Source organism: Rossellomorea sp. H136, from assembly GCF_056838065.1.
This window is the reverse complement of sequence record NZ_CM166371.1, coordinates 4,507,501-4,527,747: the sequence shown is the minus strand read 5'-3', so window position 1 is coordinate 4,527,747 and position 20,247 is coordinate 4,507,501. Positions and strand designations below refer to the sequence as shown.

The following is a 20,247-nucleotide window of genomic DNA, read 5'->3' as shown; positions in this document are numbered from 1 at the left end:
AGTATTCTAACGATAATGTAGTAAACCATTTACATTCCTCCATTACAATACTTTATAACTGGATAGGCAATTCGAGCCTGCAATGCTTAAAAAGAGTACATAACAGGAACACTAGAATCATAAATGGTTTTGTATTGGAGATGGTTAGGATGGACTTAAGAGCACCGGAAAAAAAGTTCCGCCCTGAATTAGAAGGTGTAAGAACGGTAGCTGCCTTTTTGGTGGCCATTTATCATATATGGATTGGGTCGGTATCAGGCGGGGTGGATGTTTTCTTTATTGTATCAGGTTACCTGATCACCACTTCCTTATTGACAAAGGTGGAGAGGGAAGGCCGGATACACTTAGTTGAATATTGGCTGGGGCTTGCCCGGAGATTATTCCCAGTGGCCTTTACGGTGCTGTTGTTTACGGTCGGACTCTCCATATTGATTATGCCCCAGGCACAATGGAAGCAAATAATCACGGAAGTCTTTTCTTCTGCTTTATACGTTCAGAATTGGCAACTGGCTGTGAGTGCAGTGGATTACCTGGCTCAGAACAATCAAGCCAGTCCATTGCAGCATTATTGGGCCCTTTCTCTGCAGGGACAATTTTATCTGACCTGGCCATTCGTCATTTTGTTCTCTTTTCTAGTAGCGGAAAAAGTTCTGAAAACGCCGATAAGAAAGACATTACTAGCTGTTTTAATCACCCTTTTCACCCTATCGATTGGATATTCCGTTTATAAGACAGCAGTGAATCAGCCATGGGCGTATTTTGATACGCTGGCACGTGTATGGGAGTTTAGCTTGGGTGGAATATTAGCCCTTCTCATTCCATATTTAACGTTTAGAAAGTCCGTGAATATGGTGATAGGCTGGCTTGGTTTGGCTGTCATCTGTTTAACGGGAATCCTTTTGCCTGTCTCCACTGTTTTCCCGGGATATGCGGCCCTCCTGCCTACAACTGGGGTGATGTTGATCATCATTGCAGCTGAGAATCCTGCTCGGTTTGGTGTAGACAGACTGCTTGGTTCAAAACCCTTCATGTTTTTCGGAGGTATTTCTTATGGGTTTTACTTGTGGCATTGGCCGCTTTTGGTTTTCTATTACAGCTATTTTGATGTTAATACTGTTTCTCTGATGGGCGGGGTGGCGATTATTTTGAGTGCTTTTTTACTCTCGTTTCTATCAGTCAAAATCCTTGAAACGCCCGTTCGGAAAATCAGTATTAAACAGTCTAAAAAAAGGCTGGCAACAGTATTATTGGGTCTTATCCTTCCGTTATTGTGTTTGAATACAGTGTGGGCTTTATATGTTAAAGACCAGAATCAGCAACAATATGACTTGAATGAATATCCGGGTGCAAGGGCGATTTCAGATAACATGGAACCTGCTCCGGACAAAAAGCCCGTTCCATCAGCCCTGATTGTTAAAGAGGACCTGCCGGCATTTTATGATAATCCTGAATGCTTCTCGAATATGGAGGATGATAAAGTGACCGTCTGTTCCCGCGGTGAGACGGACGATCCTGAGTATACGGTTGCCCTTATCGGTGGTTCCCATTCGGGTCACTGGTACCCGGCACTGGAGGAATTATCAAAAAGGATGAAACTGCAAATCGATATCTATAACAAAGACGCATGCCGCTTCTCTGCTGATGATTTCGAGGGGCTGTTGAATGAATCCTGCATGGATTGGAATGAGGAAGTCCTGAAGATGCTAAAGTCCGATCCACCGGACCTGGTATTTACGACAGCGAACGTTGGGGAAGGGGACACCGTGCCGGAAGGGTATATTCATCAATGGGAAAAACTCGACGGCATCACCAACATCTTTGCCGTCCGTGACAATCCTTTCATGGAAGGGGACCCGCCACAATGTGTGGAAGAAAAAGGAGTAGAGGAATGTTCTGTTCCAGAAGCTCAAGTCTTATCCGACACTGTCCCTTGGGAAAATACAGAGGGGATCCCTGGAAATGTCACGTTTGCTGATCTTTCGGAGTACTTCTGTCAAAATGGAACCTGTCCGCCCGTTGTTGGGAATGTATTGGTATATCGAGATTATCATCATATTTCTACTTTGTATTCAAGGACCCTGGCCGGAGCAGTGGGGGAGAAGCTGAAGAATGCTCTTTCCGGTGAGTAAGCAAAGCTTCAATGAGATTTTTGTGATAAGGAATTAATCATCTATTCATTGAGTCATTTTTATTCCTCTTTTCATTGTTATCGTCGTTGAAAACAGTGTTGACAAGAAGGAATAAAATGACTCTTTCTTTTTCTACGAGATTTTTTTCGCATCATCCACCTCTATTCTTAATTAGTAAACAGCATTTTTCGACAAACGGATCATAAAGACACGAAACTGGATCTTAAGGTGGGAAAGAGGATCATTTATACAAGGATAAACCTTCAAATCACCCCACTCCCCCCGAGAATCGTACTATTTCTAACTGAAAATCCTGGAAATGATCCGATTTCACTTCCAAATCAGCGCCAAAACCGGTCCAAGAGTGATGAAATCGAAAGTTACAGGACAATTTTCACACTCCTCACAAAAAAACAGCAACGTAGCCCTTTTTCCTCCAGACCAGAACTGATCCCTAGTCCCGCAACCGCTCCAAAATCCCATCCCCCTTATCACTCACCTTTACCACGGCAGCCTTCACCTTCCCTTCCACATCCAGTCCGGTTCCTTCCGGGATGAAGAAATGTTCAATTCCGTATGTGACATGGGCACTGTTATCCCAGGAGCTTGTAACCTTTCCGTTTAAGAGCACATCCCCGGGTTTCTTTTCGTAAGGAGCATTCCATTTCCCGTTAAACCTATAAACACCTGTATATTCGTGGATGTCTTGTGCATTTTTACGTAACACAATGGTGATGGGACCGCTGTCATCAATGGAGGTGTCTTCAAGCTGAGAAATCGTGTAGTTCAATTCCACATAGTCCCCCTGGAGGAGAGATCTCGGATCGACAGGTTGAAGCTCTAATATGATTGTTTCCCCGTTTTGTAATAGGGTTTCGTTTGAATAGACTTGATATCCGATCCATCCGGCTTGAAGGCATATGATGAGAAGGATCCCCAGCCTTTTTCCTGCAAGCATGTAGTGCGATTGCTGATCGGAGCCAACTCTCCTATCAAAGTAAACCGCCACCATCAAGAAGAGGAGACCTAACCCGGCAAAGAGCAGGGATTTATGGACAAGCTTCCAAGCCAAATCGTAATACAGTTGAACGATAAGTATGAACCAGAACACAAGGGAGGAGACCCAATAGAAGGTGCGATCCTGCTTTTTGAAAAAATAGACGCATCCTGTAGTTGTCAGAAAGAACAGAGCGGTATAGATAATATGAAGCGTCGATGAAAGATCGATGGCAGTTAACGAGAAAAAGGCAAAGAAACCAATGAGAAACGCTCCATACTGGATGACATGTTTTTTAGTCAGAGCAAGGTACACTGCAACATTCAAGAGTACCATCACGACAAGGAGAGCATGAGTACCTAAGTCCATCGTTTGCCCTAAGAAGATCGCTGAGTTCAATTGAAACAGAACGTAGAATACAAACCTCGCGGCGAACCGTTTCTCAACATAAAACACATAGGCCAGAACGAAGAACATAATAAAGGGAAATTCATCAAACACACTTGCCATCATTCCGACGATGATGCCGGTCATCATGAGTGAATACTTTACAGGAGACGGCCAGCTGGTTAACGTACTTGGAACGACGAGAAATACCGTCGCGAATACAAATAGAGTGACCATTGAGACATCCACCATTAGTAATGAAAGCAGTCCGAAAACAGAAGCTATGATGAAAACTGAGGCAATGGTCGTGACACTTGCAACGAAGATCGTCTTCGTCCAATGAAGGGAAGAGGAATGCTTCCGTAAATAGTTAACAAGGAATACACTTCCCACTAATAACAGAAAGGCTGCTAATAAGAGACCGACAAAGAAAAGACTGGACACATACTGTGCCATCAACTCGAACATTTTGATAATGATAAAGCCCGTTCCGAATATCGAAAGAATGATAAAGATGGATGTTTCTCTATGAAAGGACCGGTACCCCCCAACCCCCAGGATGAAAACATAAAACAGGGTGAAGAAAACGGAATACTCATTATCGAATGCAGTGACCATGAGGAGGAGATTGGCTGAGATCAGACTCAGATAAAGCAACGGTTTTGAATGGGTGTAGCCTTTTTTTATGATCAAAAATAAGAACGTGTTCACGATTCCGACTCCGAACGCGATCCATGTATGGCCGAGTGTCCAGTGGGCAAATGGAGACGAAGGAAAGAGGTGAAAATATATCGCCAAATGGATGAGGATATGGGTTAATACGTAAAATCCACCATACCTTGTGTACAAGCTAAATAGGAAGGCCGGGATTGCCCAAATTAGAAACAATAAGTAGCTGTCCGCGTGAGAATTGTACAGCTGCCCGAGTAAAGCAACAGATAGACCAAAGGATATTACACCGCTAACCAACATCCAGTTTGAAAGGAAATGGGCCCCCTTTAAAAAACGGTCCAACAGAAAAGCAGCTCCATAGAACAATACAATCAAAGAACCCCCTAAAGCCACTTTCTCCAATCGGGAAAACATCTGCCAGTTAGATGCAAAAAAATAAAGAGCACTGACTAATAGGAAAACAACTCCGAATAAATACGTTAGTGAAATTAATTTCTTCATACACTTCACACCTTTTTCATGTATTCTGGTGAATCTCCTCACTTAACTATATGTGGGGTTAGGAAAGTATAGGCATGTAGAAAGTCAGGAGTGGAGGAGCAGGAGAAAAGAAGCGGATTAATTTGTCATTTAATTTATAAATGGTTGAAAATACAATATTTAGGTAATTATACAATAGTACAATATAGCGTTATAGAGATGTTTATTTACAAAAATTCTAATAGTATCTTAGGAGATCTTGCTTATGAAAACTATTGACCTACACTATGGAAATAAACACGACAAAATTGCAGAAATAATTGTGATAGAGTAGATCATCTTATCGATAAGATGGCTTTTATGCGGATAATGTAAGAGGTTGTTGTGTATAGAAGAAGACACTGTCCTTTGATGGTGTCAAAGACAACTCTCTTGAACGGGCGTTTCCAAATGAGATTGTCAGAGGTTAAAGGGAAGGTGGACTTGGTTGAATAGTATAAGAATGATGCTTATAGGAACGGCAGGAATAATAATTCTCCTTAGGCTACCAGCTACGAGAGGTTTCTGAGGGTGATCAGGATGACCGGTAGGTTCGTGTGCAGGAGTATGAAGGGCAAGGGTATGAAGTGAAAAGTGGTAGCGAAACAGATGAAACCGCAGAAGCTCACCGTGAGGAAGTCGAAAAAGCGGTGACAGTGTTTTTCTTAAATGAATATAAGACAGAGGTGAAGGTCATCTTTGGGAATGAATACGGGGCTACCGTGTATGTTGAGTCCACCGGTCTGCTTCATTTCTACCACTATCGGTGGTTATGATAGATAAGACACAACAAATGGTGATAGCGGACAGTGTGTCATCAGTTAAAGGACAGGTTGAAATGCAATAAGGGGAAGTCTGTATACTATTCTTTATGAAGAAGAATTCAAGGAGCTTGATCGTTATTTCAAAGAGAGGGTAGCGGAGGGACAAGTAATTGGAAAAACGAATGAGGCCATACAGAATGTGGAAGGATCGGGTTATATGACACCCCATTATTTTGTATCAACCTTTACCTGTGATGAGGTGATCTAACCCGTTGCTTGGCGAATGTGTGGGGCAAAAGAAGACGAAACTAAAGATCGATTCGTCAGCGTCCAGGACTACGAAGGTGAAGGGTGTACTCTGAACAATGGAGAAGAAACGGATAAGGTCGCCGAGTCTCATCGTGAAGAAGTGGAAAAAGAGGTGGGGATTTTTTCTAGATGAATATAACACAACGGTGAGGGCCCATAATCTCGTGGGGAATGTGGAGGGGTTTCGGTGATCGTAGAGTCAGTGGGAGACCCCTGTGTACATACTTATGCTGTCGTTCCCATCAACACGCTTTTGTATGGTGCGTGGTTATCATTTGAATAATTGGTGTAATTATACAAATGTATGAGTCTGAAGGCATAAGTTTATTTATGCAAAATGTATAGTATAAAAGAAACGCGAAAAAGAAGTCTGCTCCCCTACTTTTTTCCTGTTTTATCTGATTGCTCTAAGTATTACCCGATTGAACTGTTAATACTTTACAGACTTTTATACAATATAAAGGTAATTCTTTAAATGAACCCATCCAATTAGGGAGGATCAGACATTCATGAATACGAAAAATAAATGGATTATATGCGGAATCGGACTTTCATTACTACTTGGAGGATGTATGAATATGGATAATGAAAAAAATAATGTGGATTCAAAAGAGGTAACAGGTCCATATAAAGATTCTTTTGTGAGAGTGCAAGATTACAAAGGGGATGGATATGTACTCAGAAATGGAGAAGATGCAGATAAAATTGCAGAAGAAATAAGTGATGAAGTTCAAAAAGCTGTTAAAGATTTTTTTATGGAAAAATATAAAATAGACGTCAAAGTGCACAATATTGTAGGGAATGTTGATGGTGCGACTGTGTTTGTCGAATCAACAGGACCTGTTCACTTCTATACGACCGCAATAGTGCCAATTGATTTGAGTCAAAAAAAGGTTTTAGAAGACAGTATTACGTCTTTAGATGGAGAAATTGAGAGTGCCATTCAAGGAGGTCTATACCACCTTTTATTCGAAGCTGAATTTCATAACCTGGATCAATATTTAAGTAAGATAGTCTCTGAGAATGCAGTTATTGGAAAAACGAAAGAATCACTTGAAAATGTTGGAGGGGCAGGCTACATGACCCCATACTATTATCTATCAACTCCACCTGACGACGAAGCTATCCGACCAGTTTTTGAGGCATATCTAAATGATCCGGACACACCTGTCAGTGAACTTAAATCGCTATTCTCAAAAGCTGATTATGTAGCAGAAGATTATAATATTACGATTCAGTTATATATGGAGAATGAAAATGTAGAACCTGATAAAGAAATATTCAATAAAATTCAACAGGATATTAAGTCAATGAGTTCTATACCTAAAGGAAATTACAGTGTAATCATTAATGATAATTTAATTAATGAAAAAGTAGACGATGGGATTAAAGATAATTCTTTGCAATTAACGTTTCCGGATTCCATTGTTAAAAAGTAAGGGTGAATTAAATGGAGAAGCCAGTAAATAAGTTAATAAGCAAGGAAATCACTTTTAAGAGTAATGATCAGGATCTTGTAGAATTAGCTGGATTACATGCGTATAAAGAGAAAAAGGTAGACTCATATATTAAAGTGAATGATACGAAATATAGAGTGTTAAACACACAATACAATCATCCGACTGGACTTGACGCTCTTACTGTTAGAAATGAATTAACAAAGGAAATAACAATAGTTTATGTAGGTACAGATGCAGCAGCTGAAAATGGAAAACAAGATCTCCTAACCGACGCTCAGCTATTAAGTGACCTTACCCTGCCCCAATTGGAAACAGCACAAGATTACTATAATAATATGAACAAAAAATATGAGTCGATTGGAGGGGTTAAATCCGTTACGGGTAATTCTTTGGGTGGACCATTGGCCAATTCTGTTGCTATTAATCATCCCGAAGTTACATCTGTTACCCTTAATCCTGCGCTTCTCCCAAAAGGGATGGCCGATTCCGACAAACCCTACGACAACATCACCAATTACTTCACCAACTATGATGTCTTAACGGGGACTCTCATTGCCCTGAATCTCGATTCCCGTATCCCCGGAAAGAGGTACGATATTTCGACAGGTATACCGGTGATCGGCGAGAAGTTCAGTATCCTGACAAACAATCATACGGGGTATACCGACGGTGGGAAATACGTAATTGGTCTAGATGGGGAACCTGGTTATGGTAAAATCCATGTTGAAGCCGATGCCCATATCATGACAAGCATATGGACGGGAGAACCCCTCTATGGCGGCCATTCGGATAGAATTGAAATCAACCGCGACAATTTGAACCTATTGGCTGAAGCCTTGGCTGGGGATGTCACCACAAGATTGGGGTATGCCCGGGACTACTTGACCAATTCGCAGGAAATCGCCCGGCATGAAGGAGACCGTTACTCGGAACGGTTGAGCCGCCTGCAGATGATCTTTGAGGATTCGTTCGAAAACTTGATCGGAAATCCTTTATTCATAGGCATCACGTCGACGGTACATCGTCTGACCTCGGAAATCGACCATCTAATTTCTCTCGTTAATATGGCTGAAAACGCCAGTAAATCTCTCAATGGTGTGTTGAATTCCCCACCTGTCGAACTCGTTGAGCACTTATTCAACCGAAGCATCAGTGTCGAAAGCATTTTCGGTCAGGCCCGGAATCAGCTGCTTGAATTCAAACAGGAGATTATCAGTCTGACAGGATTCCTGCAGAACATCCTTCATAAAGAAATCCCGGAACTGTTTAGCGGAGGGAAGGAGACACTGGAGGATCTCCTTGTGAACGAGATGCTGGCACACTATGAGATTATCAAAGCCAATAGTGTGCAAATGAATAGTCACATAGCAGAATTTCAGAGTCAGGTTGGGGACCTTGCAAAAAACTTTGGAGAACGTGATTCTTCTTTAAGTGCAAGCATCTCTGGAGGAGCTTCGGTTCAACATGAAGTAATGATGCCGAAGAAAAACGATTACGTGTTGGAAACGTCTGATCACATGCTCATCGGTATGAAGGTGAAAGAAATCTACTTGGATGGATCCTTTGAAGCCTTCAAGGGAGTTTCACACCGTTTTCTGTTTCCGCTTCTAGGCGGTTTGACGGGTCTTGCTTTTGCCATCGAAAACACATTGGAGGTCATCTCGGCTCAAATCAAGGGTGCCATGAATGTTGCCCTGAGTGGAACGGTTCCCGGAAAGCTTATCAGTATGTTCTCGGACTTCGACGACAAAATCCGCTCGTACGTTTCTTCCGCACTGGAGCCGATAGACGAACTTGCTGCAACCATTGAAGGACTCCGGGACGGATTAACCAGGTTAACGATCGGATTTCCAGCGTTACTTGACAGCTTCAGACCTTATATCGACTCTGCGATTTTTGATAAAACGAGTTACTCCAATATCCATGTATACAATGTATCGGCCATGGCCATTCATGAAGAAATGGAAATGCTCTTTGACGACATCGTCCACCAGCTCAGTCAACATAAAGGAAATTCAATTCAAGCATTATGTGAAATTTCACAACGAGTGAAAGACAACTTGATCCAACTGCGTCAACAAGTGGATCGTGTGACATTGTAGGGACAGGGTATCCGCTTGTTCCTATTTTTTTGTGCTCTTTTCGCAAAGCGTAAATATGAACCTTAGACTTGAATGATCACTGCTTCTGAGCAGCCTCTACTCGAAGAAAATTCGACACGGAGGATCAGATCAATTATTCAAAATCAGGATTAATAATTTCAAAACAGGATTGAATTTTTCATATCCGGATTGAAAATAGTCCAATCTGGATCGATTTCTCTGGGAGAGGGTTGCGTATCAGGATTTAAAGCCAAACTGGCCCCCTATAATCCGTTCAGCTTTCCACTTCAGCTAAAAAAAGACAATCTAAAGTCGTTCTGTATCCAAAAGCAGACAATAAATAGCCGTTGGACCTCCAAGTCGAGCACAGTGTCGCCCAAAAAGGAGCAGGCTACATTATTCTAGCCATTATGATTACGATAAGAGCCATTATAAAAACTAGGAATAAAATCCCCCTTTTGTCATATAGCTACTTCAATGAATATATTGTAAAATAAAAAAGACAGATAATTGCAAGCGCTTGCACCAGTTCGAAATAACTACCCTATGAATCACCTCACATTTTTTTAGTTGTTTGTGCAAACGTTTCCGCAACCACCAAGAGCACTACTATTATTCTATTAATCCAATTTAAGAGGGGGAAACATGAATGGGAAATAGGTCAAAGCGTCGATTCTCGATTTTTATGACTTTGACGCTGCTGCTAAGTCTATGGACACCATTTGCACCGGCAGCATCTGCAGTGGCGGATGGGAATGCCACGGTTGAATCAGCAGAGTCTAGTGATCGCACAGTACGCTTCACGTATGATCGTGAAGACCAAACGTATGACGGCTGGAATATATGGGCTTGGAACACAGGGGTAAAGGATGATCAAATCAACTTTGACTCCTATGAAAACGGAGTGGCGGTAGCTAACATTGCCGTGGCACCTGAAACAGAGCAATTCGGCTTTGTTCTTCGTAGTACCGAGGATTGGAATACGGCGGAGAAGGAGTTTGGCGATCGTTTTATTAAAGTGAACAAAAACGACACCATCACCAAGGCGTACATAACAAGCGGTGTCGAGGAGATTCGTATTGTACCGGATGGATCGGCACCTGTCATCGATCAGGGAAATGCGACGTTCTATTATCGTGATAAAGAATTATTCGCAAACGACGCGATGGATACGATTGATAAAGTAGAGTTGAAGTACAACGGGGAAACGAGAGAAATGACATATGAACCGGAGAATGAACGGTTCGTACTAGCATATGAAAACATTCCAAATGGGAAAAACCCGTACTCCTTTTTAGTCACGAAAGATGGTAAAACGACAGAAGTAAGTGACCCTTACAATACAGTCGATGGGGAATCGTTTCTTGATTTCCAAAAAGCGGATCTGACGGTTACGGGTTCAGTGTCACCAACTGCTGTGGACTATAACAAGAACGCTGTCTTAACGGTGGGTGTTGATGGACTGACAGAGGATGTGAAAATCCAAAAAATCACGGCGGATGTTTCTTCATTAGGCGGATCAGAGAAACTCGAAATCGATCCTTCATTAAAGGAAGTGACATTAGCAGTCGATGATGATGTAACGGCAGGAACAAAATCGATTCCTCTGACCGTAGTGGATTCTTACGGGAACTATTATGAGGGAACGACTGAAATCGAAGTAAAAGCAAGACAGTCTGTCGGTGATTCGGATCTTGATTGGGATGAATCCATCATTTATTTTATGCTGACAGATCGATTCTTTAATGGGGATACATCGAATGATGATCCTTACAATCTAAATTATGATAAAAGCAAACGAGGAACGTACCAGGGTGGAGATTTCAAAGGGATCACGGAGAAACTTGATTACCTTGATAATCTTGGTGTGAATACGATTTGGATCAGTCCGGTGGTTGAGAATATTAAGTATGATGTCCGTTCCGTTGAAACAAACGGGGAATCTGATCAGCCTTATTTCGGATATCATGGCTACTGGGCCAGTAACTTCGGTGAGCTGAATCCTCACTTTGGGTCAATGGAAGAATTCCATACGCTAATTGATGAGGCACATGACCGTGGGATTAAAATCATGGTCGATGTGGTGTTGAATCATACGGGATATGGATTAAAAGAAATCAATGGAGAGCTTGCTGAGGATAAGCGTCCTGCCGGTTATCCGACCGATGCAGAAAGAGATAAGTACAGCGACATCGTTCGTCAAGGTACTGATGTCGGTACGGATGAAGTGGTCGGTGAATTAGCAGGATTACCAGACGTGATCACGGAAAATCCAGAAGTTCGCCAACAAATCATCGATTGGCAAACGGATTGGATCGAGAAAGCGACAACGGCAAAAGGTAATACAATCGATTATTTCCGTGTAGACACAGTGAAGCACGTGGAAGATGCGACGTGGATGGCATTTAAAAACGCCATCACGGAAAAAATGCCTCAGCACAAAATGATTGGTGAAGCTTGGGGAGCAAGTGCAGACAACCAATTAGGATATCTTGATACTGGAATGATGGACTCCCTTCTGGACTTCGGTTTCAAAGATATCGCACGTGAATTTGTAAACGGCGACCTGAAAGCAGCCAATGATAAACTGACGGCTCGAAACGGGAAAATCGATAACACAGCAACACTCGGTCAATTTTTAGGAAGTCATGATGAAGACGGATTCTTGTATTCGTTAGGCGGAGATGAAGGCAAGCTGAAAGTGGCCGCTTCGCTTCAGGCAACGTCGAAGGGACAACCGGTCATTTATTACGGTGAAGAGCTTGGACAGAGCGGAGCGAACAATTATCCTCAGTACGATAACCGCTATGATTTTGCCTGGGATGATGTAGAAAATAATGATGTATTAGACCACTATACTAAGATTTTAAACTTTAGAGGGGCGCATTCCGATGTGTTCGCTAAAGGGGAGAGAAAGACGGTAGGTGGTTCGAATAGCGATGAATTCCTGGTATTCTCTCGTGACTATAATGGGGACTCCGTCTACGTTGGTTTGAACGTGTCGGACGAAGCGAATGAAATTACTTTGACAATGGATTCTCCGGATGCAGTCGTGACGAATGCGTATTCCGGGGAGACATTCAATGCTGACGGAGGAAATGAAATTACGCTGACACTTCCTTCTAAAGCAGACGGCGGTACTGCGTTGTTGACCGTTGAAGGCGGTAAGATTACAGGTGTTGAAGCAGGTTCTGGTGAAGATCCTGAAGTAGAGCCGGTTCCGGAAAACAACATCCGCATCCACTACAACCGTACCGATGGAAACTATGAAAACTACGGTGCTTGGCTTTGGAATGATGTGGCTTCACCATCGGCTAACTGGCCGACCGGTGCTACCATGTTTGAAAAGACCGACAGCTATGGCGCCTACATTGATGTTCCCCTGGCTGAAGGCGCAAAAAATATTGGCTTCCTTGTAATGGATATTACAAAAGGGGATGCAGGTAAAGATGGTGGGGATAAAGGGTTTACGATCCCTTCACCTGAGGTAAACGAGATTTGGATCCAACAAGGATCGGATAAGGTGTATACGTATGAGCCGGTTGATCTCCCGGAGAACACGGTGCGTATCCATTATGAGCGTGAAGACGGGAATTATGAGAACTTCGGTGTCTGGAATTGGGGGGATGTCGCAGCTCCTTCAGATAACTGGCCGACAGGTGCCGCTGATTTAGCGGGTAAAGACCGTTATGGTGCTTATGTAGACATACCGTTAAACGAAAATGCGAAAGAAATCGGCTTCATTATGCTGGATGAGTCGAAAGGCGATGCCGGTAAGGATGGAGGCAACAAGACGTTCAATCTGTTAGATAAATATGATCACTTATGGGTGAAGCAGGGGGACGATACCGTCTACGTATCTCCACACGGGGATGTGGCAACGGGACTGATTTCTTCTGAGGTCATTTCAGACGATACGATCCGCTTGAATTTCACAATGACAGATGGTTTGACAGAAGAAGCGTTATTGTCCGGTTTAGCCATCAAAGACAGTGCTGGATCCGATGTGACAGTGGAAAGTGCTGAAATCACCGGAGACAAAACAGTGGAAGTAAAAGCTGATTTTGACCTGGAAAAATTGCCACTATCCATCACCTACTCGGGCAGAACCGTTAAAGCCGCGGCAGGCTGGAGATTGCTTGATAATAAGTATGCTTACGATGGTGATGATCTTGGTGCCACTTATAATAAAGGAAATGCAACCTTAAAACTATGGGCACCGAAAGCAAGCAAGGTAGTCGCGAACTTCTTTGATAAAAATGATGCTGCGAAACCAATTGGCAGTGTGGAATTGACATTAGGCGAAAAAGGCGTCTGGTCAACAGACGTGAAAGCCAAAGACTTAAAGGTGAAAGATCTGAAAGGCTACTACTATCAATATGAAGTAACCAATGACGGCGTAACGAAAAAAGTCTTGGATCCTTACGCCAAATCCATGGCTGCTTTTACAGTGAATACAGAGGGTGAAGCGGGACCTGACGGCGATAACGTCGGGAAGGCGGCGATCGTTGATTTAAAAGGAACTGATCCTAAGAAATTCAGCCATGCTTCCATCGATGGCTATGAAAAACGTGAAGACGCGGTCATTTACGAGGTTCACGTCCGTGACTTTACTTCCGATCCTTCGATTGAAAAAGATTTGAAGAAGGAAAGATGGGGCACCTATGACGCCTTCATCAAAAAGCTTGATTATATTAAGTCAATGGGTGTGACCCATGTTCAACTGCTTCCAATCATGGCATGGTACTACGGCGATGAAACGAATATGGGCGAACGTGAGCTAGAGTATTCAGCGGGAGGCAATGAATACAACTGGGGCTATGACCCACACAGCTACTTCTCCCCGGATGGTGCGTATTCACAGGATGCCACTGATCCACAACTACGAATCGAAGAAACGAAACGATTGATCGATGCCATTCATGATAAGGGTATGGGTGTCGTCCTCGACGTGGTCTACACGCATATGGCCAAAACAAGCACACTGAACGATATCGTGCCTAACTACTATGCGTTCCAGGATGACAAAGGAAACTTCCTTGGAGGCTTCGGGAACAACCTGGCCACTAACCATACCATGGCTGAAAAGCTGATGGTCGACTCAGTGAAATACTGGTTCGACGAATACAAGATCGATGGTATGCGATTCGATATGATGGGCGACGCAACCTACCCATCCATCCAAAAAGCCTATGATGTCGCGGCTGAAATCAACCCGGATGCATTGTTTATCGGTGAAGGCTGGAGAACATTTGCCGGTCACTTATCTGATCCTTCCCTTGAAGGAATGGGTGCCGACCAGGATTGGATGGACAAAACCGATGACGTAGGAGTCTTCTCCGACGAAATCCGAAATGAACTGAAATCCGGATTCGGTTCAGAAGGTGAGCCACGATTCCTCACTGGTGGCGCACGCGACATCAACACGATTTTTAACAACATCAAAGGGCAGCCTGGAAACACGGCAGACGACGATCCCGGCGACATGGTCCAATACATCGCAGCACATGACAACCTGCCGTTATACGATGTCATTGCCCAATCGATCAAAAAGGATCCGGCCATTCCGGAAAACAACCTGGAGATTCACAAGCGCATTCGCCTTGGTAACTCCATGATCTTGACATCTCAAGGAACGGCCTTTATCCACGCAGGCCAGGAATATGGAAGAACGAAGCAATGGCTAGGGGAAGGCGTACCGGAACAGAAATATCATGAGTTGGAAGATGAAGAGGGCAACCCATTCGGTTATTTCATCCATGACTCCTACGATTCATCCGACGCCATCAATAAGTTTGATTGGGAAAAAGCAACGAATAAGAAGAAATATGAAGTTAATACAACAACAAGAGAGTATACAGAAGGTTTGATTGACCTGAGAAGATCAACCGATGCTTTCCGTTTAGGCGAGCAGGAGCTCGTTGATCAGAATGTATCCCTGCTTGATTTACCTGAAATCGCCGATACAGACTTGATGCTTGCTTACAAGAACGTATCCACGGATGGTACGGGTGAGTACTACGTATTTGTCAATGCGGATAGCGAAGCGCGTACCCTTTCAATAGAAGGCTATGACTTCTCTAAAGGGAGGGTTCTAGTAGACAACGACGAAGCGGGAACTAAGCCTGTTTCCAAGAAATCTGGTTTTACATTGAAGAAAGATACTTTAACTTTGGATCCATTGACTACTGTTATAATCAAGGTAGATGAGCAGGGTAAGAAAGGTAAGAAGAAAAAGAAACATTAATGGGGTCAGACCTCACAGAGCTTGCCTCAACCTTATTAATAAGGTTGAGGTTTTTCATTTTTTCATCCAAACGATCGACTTATAATACTTTCATTATAGCTACGACAGTGATGAGTTCCATCCTACTTCTACAGAACTCTTATGAAAATGGAGCTCTTCGGGAAGCGAGTGAAGGGTGGACAATTTCTATTTGCACTCATTTAATTCAGCAAAGGAAATGAAAGAATGAAATTATGATAGATCCTTTTTTATTCTTTTAGGAATATTTAAAACGTACTTTATAAAAATATGATACGATTCAAAAGTAGTAAATAAGACATGTGTAAATATGCGGTTATTTTTGTCCGCTTCACTGCATTTGTCATTAATGGAATCTTTCATAATTCGTACGATAAGGGCAAAATCATTGAAAGGTGATGACGCAAAACTATAGGAGCTAAGGTCATAGTGACGATGCTTGCCAGTTTTCGAAACGGACTCCTGCGATTTATGAAGTGGAGGAGAGATGATGAAGGTGAGTCAGTTATTCGTGCAAATGAAATGTAAATGGCATTTTTTGAGGATTCACTACAACCGAGTTTTGCTGGAAGGATGTTTAGACTGTCAGATTAAAAAGAAGTTGCAGGAAAAAATAAAGTATCATGAAATGAAGTTGAATAATATTCATTAGAATTCGTATGAAGACGCTAAGGAATGCTTGTAAACTGCGTTATGATTGGAAGAAGCATAGACAACAAAATTAAAAGGATGTGGGACAAAGTACAATATCTCTTTATCCCACTATTTGAATAATGAAAGATCAACGGTATCAGCCATTCTCTTATAACCCGCATCATTGGGGTGGAGGTGATCTCCCGAGTCATATTTTTGCAGGTAGCGTTCAGGTTCATCTGGATCCCGCATAGCTTTGTCAAAGTCGATGACCCCATCAAACTCCCCGCTTGTTCTTATCCAGTCATTCACTTCCTGACGTGTATTTTCCCCTTTAGATGTGAACATTCCTGATCCTTTAAAAGGAGTCAATGTACCACCATAAATGGTCAAGCCCTGTTCTTGGGTAGAAACAATGATCTGCTTCATCCTCTCGATGATTTTGTCAGCATCATATTCAGGATGATGTCTTATATCATTCAACCCCTGGTGAAGGATCACTGCTTTTACACCTGATTGATTGAAAACATCCCTTTCGAGCCTTGCAAAGGCATTTTCACCCTTATCAGGCAGACTGTTGATCAGTTGATTGGCAGAGATCCCCGCATTCATGATAGTCAAATCTGAATTTTCCTGATTTAATCGTCTTGCCAGGTAATCGGGCCAACGTCGATTTGTATTTACTGTTGAACTATTTCCATTTGCGAGAGAACTCCCTATTACAACAATGCCTTTCTTAGATGAATCAGTTAATACGTCTACTCCATCCAACCAAAACCATGATTCTTCCAGTTCGTTAAAAGCCGAAGAATCGGACATCGAAACATCATTTCCCCTTGAAATATAGGTCGTTTGCATAGATACTGGATGCCAAGTGACAGGTCCGGATTTTTCTTTGACATATAGACTTACTGCAAGAGCTTTATCACCAGAGACTTCTAATGTAATGGAATCACTGAATTTTCTCTCACCTGGAGGGATGGTCACAGTTGATTTGCCTTCAAATGTCACCTGTTGATCTGTATCTGGGACAATTTCAGAGCCTTTTTGAGAAATGGCCACATGTACCTCTTCAATGGCTAGGGGTTTTTCAGAAAAGACATTTGATAGGCGGAGTCGTATCTTATTACCATCAACATGAGGAAGGAGGATCATTCGAATCGTTTGATCTTCAAATCCTTTATGGGAAATTCCATCGTCTAAAGGTGTTTGCATACTTGCGGTCCATGCACCTACCCAGTTTTCTTGATTTATTTTGTATTTATTAAAATTATCCCAACTTCCATTCCAGGAAATTCTCAACATTAGAATGAAAATCACAATTAAGGTGATTAAAAGACCGAGTCTCCATTTCATCAAATTCCTAACCTTCCATTTACTAGTTTTTTCTATAGTTTATATGAACTTACAGGAACTATTGTAGGATATTGCAAAATCTTTTTTATACCCAGAAAGAAATTTTACAAACCTTAACATGGTTTTAAATATATGTTTACACTTATTTGCTATTCTAAACATGCAGGGAACAAAAGATTGATAATGTGGAGGGGTTTCTATGTTACGCAATTTTAAAAGAGAATGGCATAAGTTTTGGTTTTTCAGTTTTAATTATAAATTGGAAATGACAAGTGATATAAGCCAATTCAACAAAATTCGTGAAAAATCTAAATATCATGGAGATAAACTTATGCAGCTCTTGTAGCTGCTTTTTTTATTCACCAATTAACAGAAGCTTTTAGTGTGTCAGCAATTATGGAATCTCTCTTCGATCATTCCATACTATGACGGAGATATTCGAGCCGTGACCAAAGCTACCATTGCAACAGGGTATAAGATTCAAATTCAAATAGTATCATAGAAATCTTTCAAATGAAGCCAGGATTTCTACTTGAAAGATGAGTGTAGTTACGCTTCCTATTGTTATTAATTTTGGCAATGTAAATACCTTTAACGCTTATCTCACATTCAAGACTGGCGAGGGGACAGTAGTTTGGACTGTAGCAATTTTTAATGATTTATTATTTTCCTATTGATATAAGGTTTGAAGATGTGGTATATTCTTCTTCGGCTTGCAAAACGGTTTTGATAAGCAACCGGAAAAATAATTCTTTTTTTATGATTAGGAAGTTGACTTCTGCGAAATAGGATGATATAGTAATAAATGTCCTTAAGCGGGACATTTCAAAAAAACGGCCCATTGGTCAAGCGGTTAAGACACCGCCCTTTCACGGCGGTAACACGGGTTCGAATCCCGTATGGGTCACCAATATGGAGGATTAGCTCAGCTGGGAGAGCATCTGCCTTACAAGCAGAGGGTCGGCGGTTCGATCCCGTCATCCTCCACCAAAGATTTTTGCGTCAGCAAAATATCTATCCTTAAAATACCTATATGAAAACTATTTTTCATTAATTAGTCTTCATATAAAAGTAAACCAATCATATATGCCGGTGTAGCTCAACTGGTAGAGCAACTGACTTGTAATCAGTAGGTTGGGGGTTCAAGTCCTCTTGCCGGCACCATTTTGGTTTTGGGAATCATCTTTTTATATGAGCCATTAGCTCAGTTGGTAGAGCATCTGACTTTTAATCAGAGGGTCGAAGGTTCGAATCCTTCATGGCTCACCAAAGATTTTCGTGAATGCGAAATATCTAATGTTTTTTATCATGCGGGTGTGGCGGAATTGGCAGACGCACCAGACTTAGGATCTGGCGCCGCAAGGCGTGGGGGTTCAAGTCCCTTCACCCGCACCATTTATTTCGCGGAAGTAGTTCAGTGGTAGAACACCACCTTGCCAAGGTGGGGGTCGCGGGTTCGAATCCCGTCTTCCGCTCCAGACTTGCCGGGGTGGCGGAACTGGCAGACGCACAGGACTTAAAATCCTGCGGTAGGTGACTACCGTACCGGTTCGATTCCGGTCCTCGGCACCATTGTTTCTTATAAAAAATCATTTAGCGCCCGTAGCTCAATTGGATAGAGCGTTTGACTACGGATCAAAAGGTTAGGGGTTCGACTCCTCTCGGGCGCGCCATATAGATCGGGAAGTAGCTCAGCTTGGTAGAGCACTTGGTTTGGGACCAAGGGGTCGCAGGTTCGAATCCTGTCTTCCCGACCACTTCTTTTGGGGCCTTAGCTCAGCTGGGAGAGCGCCTGCTTTGCACGCAGGAGGTCAGCGGTTCGATCCCGCTAGGCTCCACCAAGTTTTTTACGAAAGTAAATAAACTTTATTGAATCTTGCTTAATCAAGATTCAGATTGATCGAAAAGGTTTCGTGGCGGTGTAGCTCAGCTGGCTAGAGCGTACGGTTCATACCCGTGAGGTCGGGGGTTCGATCCCCTCCGCCGCTATTACTAAATACATGACGCACGATTATAAGGACCCTTAGCTCAGTTGGTTAGAGCAGACGGCTCATAACCGTCCGGTCGTAGGTTCGAGTCCTACAGGGTCCATTATACACGGAGGAATACCCAAGTCCGGCTGAAGGGATCGGTCTTGAAAACCGACAGGGGTGTAACAGCCCGCGGGGGTTCGAATCCCCCTTCCTCCTCCATTTTTACCTTTACTATATTTATATCGTCGCGGGGTGGAGCAGTTCGGTAGCTCGTCGGGCTCATAACCCGAAGGTCGCAGGTTCAAATCCTGTCCCCGCAATACCATTTTTGACTTAGGGTAGCATTTCCCTTCATAAGTCACGCATGGATAGTTATTTTGACTGTCGTCAAAAAACTTTGGTCCGGTAGTTCAGTTGGTTAGAATGCCTGCCTGTCACGCAGGAGGTCGCGGGTTCGAGTCCCGTCCGGACCGCCATTTATTTCTTTAGTGTTCATTTTGATAATTTAATCTTCTATATAATATGGCTCAGTAGCTCAGTTGGTAGAGCAATGGACTGAAAATCCATGTGTCGGCGGTTCGATTCCGTCCTGAGCCACCATTTATACTTAAGAACCTTTAAGTATTTGTTTTATTTGGAGGGGTAGCGAAGTGGCTAAACGCGGCGGACTGTAAATCCGCT

General features: G+C 42.7%; 7 protein-coding genes, 17 tRNA genes and 1 riboswitch (1 of these 25 only partly in view). Of the genes, 22 read left to right on the top strand and 2 right to left on the bottom strand.

What is annotated here, in order from left to right; all coding sequences use genetic code 11:
* Nucleotides 1–149: 149 nt before the first annotated feature.
* Nucleotides 150–2,129, top strand: coding sequence for an acyltransferase family protein (locus ACYH0O_RS22795; protein WP_482630438.1), 1,980 nt, complete (start codon nucleotides 150–152; stop codon nucleotides 2,127–2,129).
* 454 nt (nucleotides 2,130–2,583) lie between these two features.
* Here ACYH0O_RS22795 and ACYH0O_RS22790 read toward each other — a convergent pair whose 3' ends face one another.
* Nucleotides 2,584–4,686, bottom strand: coding sequence for a GDYXXLXY domain-containing protein (locus tag ACYH0O_RS22790; protein ID WP_482630437.1), 2,103 nt, complete (start codon nucleotides 4,684–4,686; stop codon nucleotides 2,584–2,586).
* A gap of 575 nt (nucleotides 4,687–5,261) precedes the next feature.
* Here ACYH0O_RS22790 and ACYH0O_RS22785 point away from each other — a divergent pair.
* The 4 genes from ACYH0O_RS22785 to ACYH0O_RS22770 all read left to right on the top strand — a co-directional run bounded on the left by ACYH0O_RS22785 (nucleotide 5,262) and on the right by ACYH0O_RS22770 (nucleotide 15,586).
* Nucleotides 5,262–5,480, top strand: a complete 219-nt coding sequence (locus ACYH0O_RS22785; RefSeq protein WP_149154622.1) for a DUF1672 family protein — start codon at nucleotides 5,262–5,264, stop codon at nucleotides 5,478–5,480.
* Between the two features lie 806 nt (nucleotides 5,481–6,286).
* The gene (locus tag ACYH0O_RS22780) at nucleotides 6,287–7,216 is read left to right on the top strand and encodes a DUF1672 family protein (protein WP_482630436.1); all 930 of its coding nucleotides are present in this window, start codon (nucleotides 6,287–6,289) and stop codon (nucleotides 7,214–7,216) included.
* 11 nt (nucleotides 7,217–7,227) lie between these two features.
* Nucleotides 7,228–9,339, top strand: coding sequence for an SA1320 family protein (locus tag ACYH0O_RS22775; RefSeq protein WP_482630435.1), 2,112 nt, complete (start codon nucleotides 7,228–7,230; stop codon nucleotides 9,337–9,339).
* A 649-nt stretch (nucleotides 9,340–9,988) separates the two neighbouring features.
* The gene (locus ACYH0O_RS22770) at nucleotides 9,989–15,586 is read left to right on the top strand and encodes a pullulanase (RefSeq protein ID WP_482630434.1); all 5,598 of its coding nucleotides are present in this window, start codon (nucleotides 9,989–9,991) and stop codon (nucleotides 15,584–15,586) included.
* A gap of 386 nt (nucleotides 15,587–15,972) precedes the next feature.
* Nucleotides 15,973–16,058, top strand: a riboswitch (cyclic di-GMP riboswitch).
* A gap of 308 nt (nucleotides 16,059–16,366) precedes the next feature.
* Here ACYH0O_RS22770 and ACYH0O_RS22765 read toward each other — a convergent pair.
* Nucleotides 16,367–17,593 carry an SGNH/GDSL hydrolase family protein gene (locus ACYH0O_RS22765; protein WP_482632646.1) on the bottom strand — a complete coding sequence of 409 codons (1,227 nt, stop codon included), beginning with the start codon at nucleotides 17,591–17,593 and terminating at the stop codon, nucleotides 16,367–16,369.
* 835 nt (nucleotides 17,594–18,428) lie between these two features.
* Between ACYH0O_RS22765 and ACYH0O_RS22760 the strand changes: the two genes are divergently transcribed.
* The 17 genes from ACYH0O_RS22760 to ACYH0O_RS22680 form a co-directional block, all read left to right on the top strand.
* Nucleotides 18,429–18,503, top strand: a tRNA-Glu gene (locus ACYH0O_RS22760).
* A 4-nt stretch (nucleotides 18,504–18,507) separates the two neighbouring features.
* Nucleotides 18,508–18,583, top strand: a tRNA-Val gene (locus ACYH0O_RS22755).
* 98 nt (nucleotides 18,584–18,681) lie between these two features.
* Nucleotides 18,682–18,757 (top strand) — tRNA-Thr (locus tag ACYH0O_RS22750).
* A gap of 29 nt (nucleotides 18,758–18,786) precedes the next feature.
* Nucleotides 18,787–18,862 (top strand) — tRNA-Lys (locus ACYH0O_RS22745).
* Nucleotides 18,863–18,903: 41 nt separating this feature from the next.
* A tRNA-Leu gene (locus ACYH0O_RS22740) sits at nucleotides 18,904–18,988 on the top strand.
* An 8-nt stretch (nucleotides 18,989–18,996) separates the two neighbouring features.
* A tRNA-Gly gene (locus ACYH0O_RS22735) sits at nucleotides 18,997–19,071 on the top strand.
* 5 nt (nucleotides 19,072–19,076) lie between these two features.
* Nucleotides 19,077–19,165, top strand: a tRNA-Leu gene (locus tag ACYH0O_RS22730).
* 24 nt (nucleotides 19,166–19,189) lie between these two features.
* A tRNA-Arg gene (locus tag ACYH0O_RS22725) sits at nucleotides 19,190–19,266 on the top strand.
* A 7-nt stretch (nucleotides 19,267–19,273) separates the two neighbouring features.
* A tRNA-Pro gene (locus tag ACYH0O_RS22720) sits at nucleotides 19,274–19,350 on the top strand.
* Between the two features lie 8 nt (nucleotides 19,351–19,358).
* Nucleotides 19,359–19,434, top strand: a tRNA-Ala gene (locus ACYH0O_RS22715).
* A gap of 74 nt (nucleotides 19,435–19,508) precedes the next feature.
* Nucleotides 19,509–19,582, top strand: a tRNA-Met gene (locus ACYH0O_RS22710).
* Between the two features lie 28 nt (nucleotides 19,583–19,610).
* Nucleotides 19,611–19,684, top strand: a tRNA-Ile gene (locus ACYH0O_RS22705).
* Between the two features lie 8 nt (nucleotides 19,685–19,692).
* Nucleotides 19,693–19,785, top strand: a tRNA-Ser gene (locus ACYH0O_RS22700).
* A gap of 27 nt (nucleotides 19,786–19,812) precedes the next feature.
* A tRNA-Met gene (locus ACYH0O_RS22695) sits at nucleotides 19,813–19,886 on the top strand.
* Nucleotides 19,887–19,965: 79 nt separating this feature from the next.
* A tRNA-Asp gene (locus ACYH0O_RS22690) sits at nucleotides 19,966–20,042 on the top strand.
* 48 nt (nucleotides 20,043–20,090) lie between these two features.
* Nucleotides 20,091–20,166: transfer RNA gene (locus ACYH0O_RS22685), tRNA-Phe, on the top strand.
* Between the two features lie 36 nt (nucleotides 20,167–20,202).
* A tRNA-Tyr gene (locus tag ACYH0O_RS22680) sits at nucleotides 20,203–20,247 on the top strand (it continues 39 nt past the right edge of the window).

What these genes read in the sequence shown, in the direction of transcription:
- ACYH0O_RS22780 (WP_482630436.1), top strand. Translation starts at nt 6,287, where the DNA reads ATGAATACGAAAAATAAATGGATTATATGCGGAATCGGACTTTCATTA.
- ACYH0O_RS22775 (WP_482630435.1), top strand. Translation starts at nt 7,228, where the DNA reads ATGGAGAAGCCAGTAAATAAGTTAATAAGCAAGGAAATCACTTTTAAG.
- ACYH0O_RS22765 (WP_482632646.1), bottom strand. Translation starts at nt 17,593, where the DNA reads ATGAAATGGAGACTCGGTCTTTTAATCACCTTAATTGTGATTTTCATT.
- ACYH0O_RS22790 (WP_482630437.1), bottom strand. Translation starts at nt 4,686, where the DNA reads ATGAAGAAATTAATTTCACTAACGTATTTATTCGGAGTTGTTTTCCTA.
- ACYH0O_RS22795 (WP_482630438.1), top strand. Translation starts at nt 150, where the DNA reads ATGGACTTAAGAGCACCGGAAAAAAAGTTCCGCCCTGAATTAGAAGGT.
- ACYH0O_RS22770 (WP_482630434.1), top strand. Translation starts at nt 9,989, where the DNA reads ATGGGAAATAGGTCAAAGCGTCGATTCTCGATTTTTATGACTTTGACG.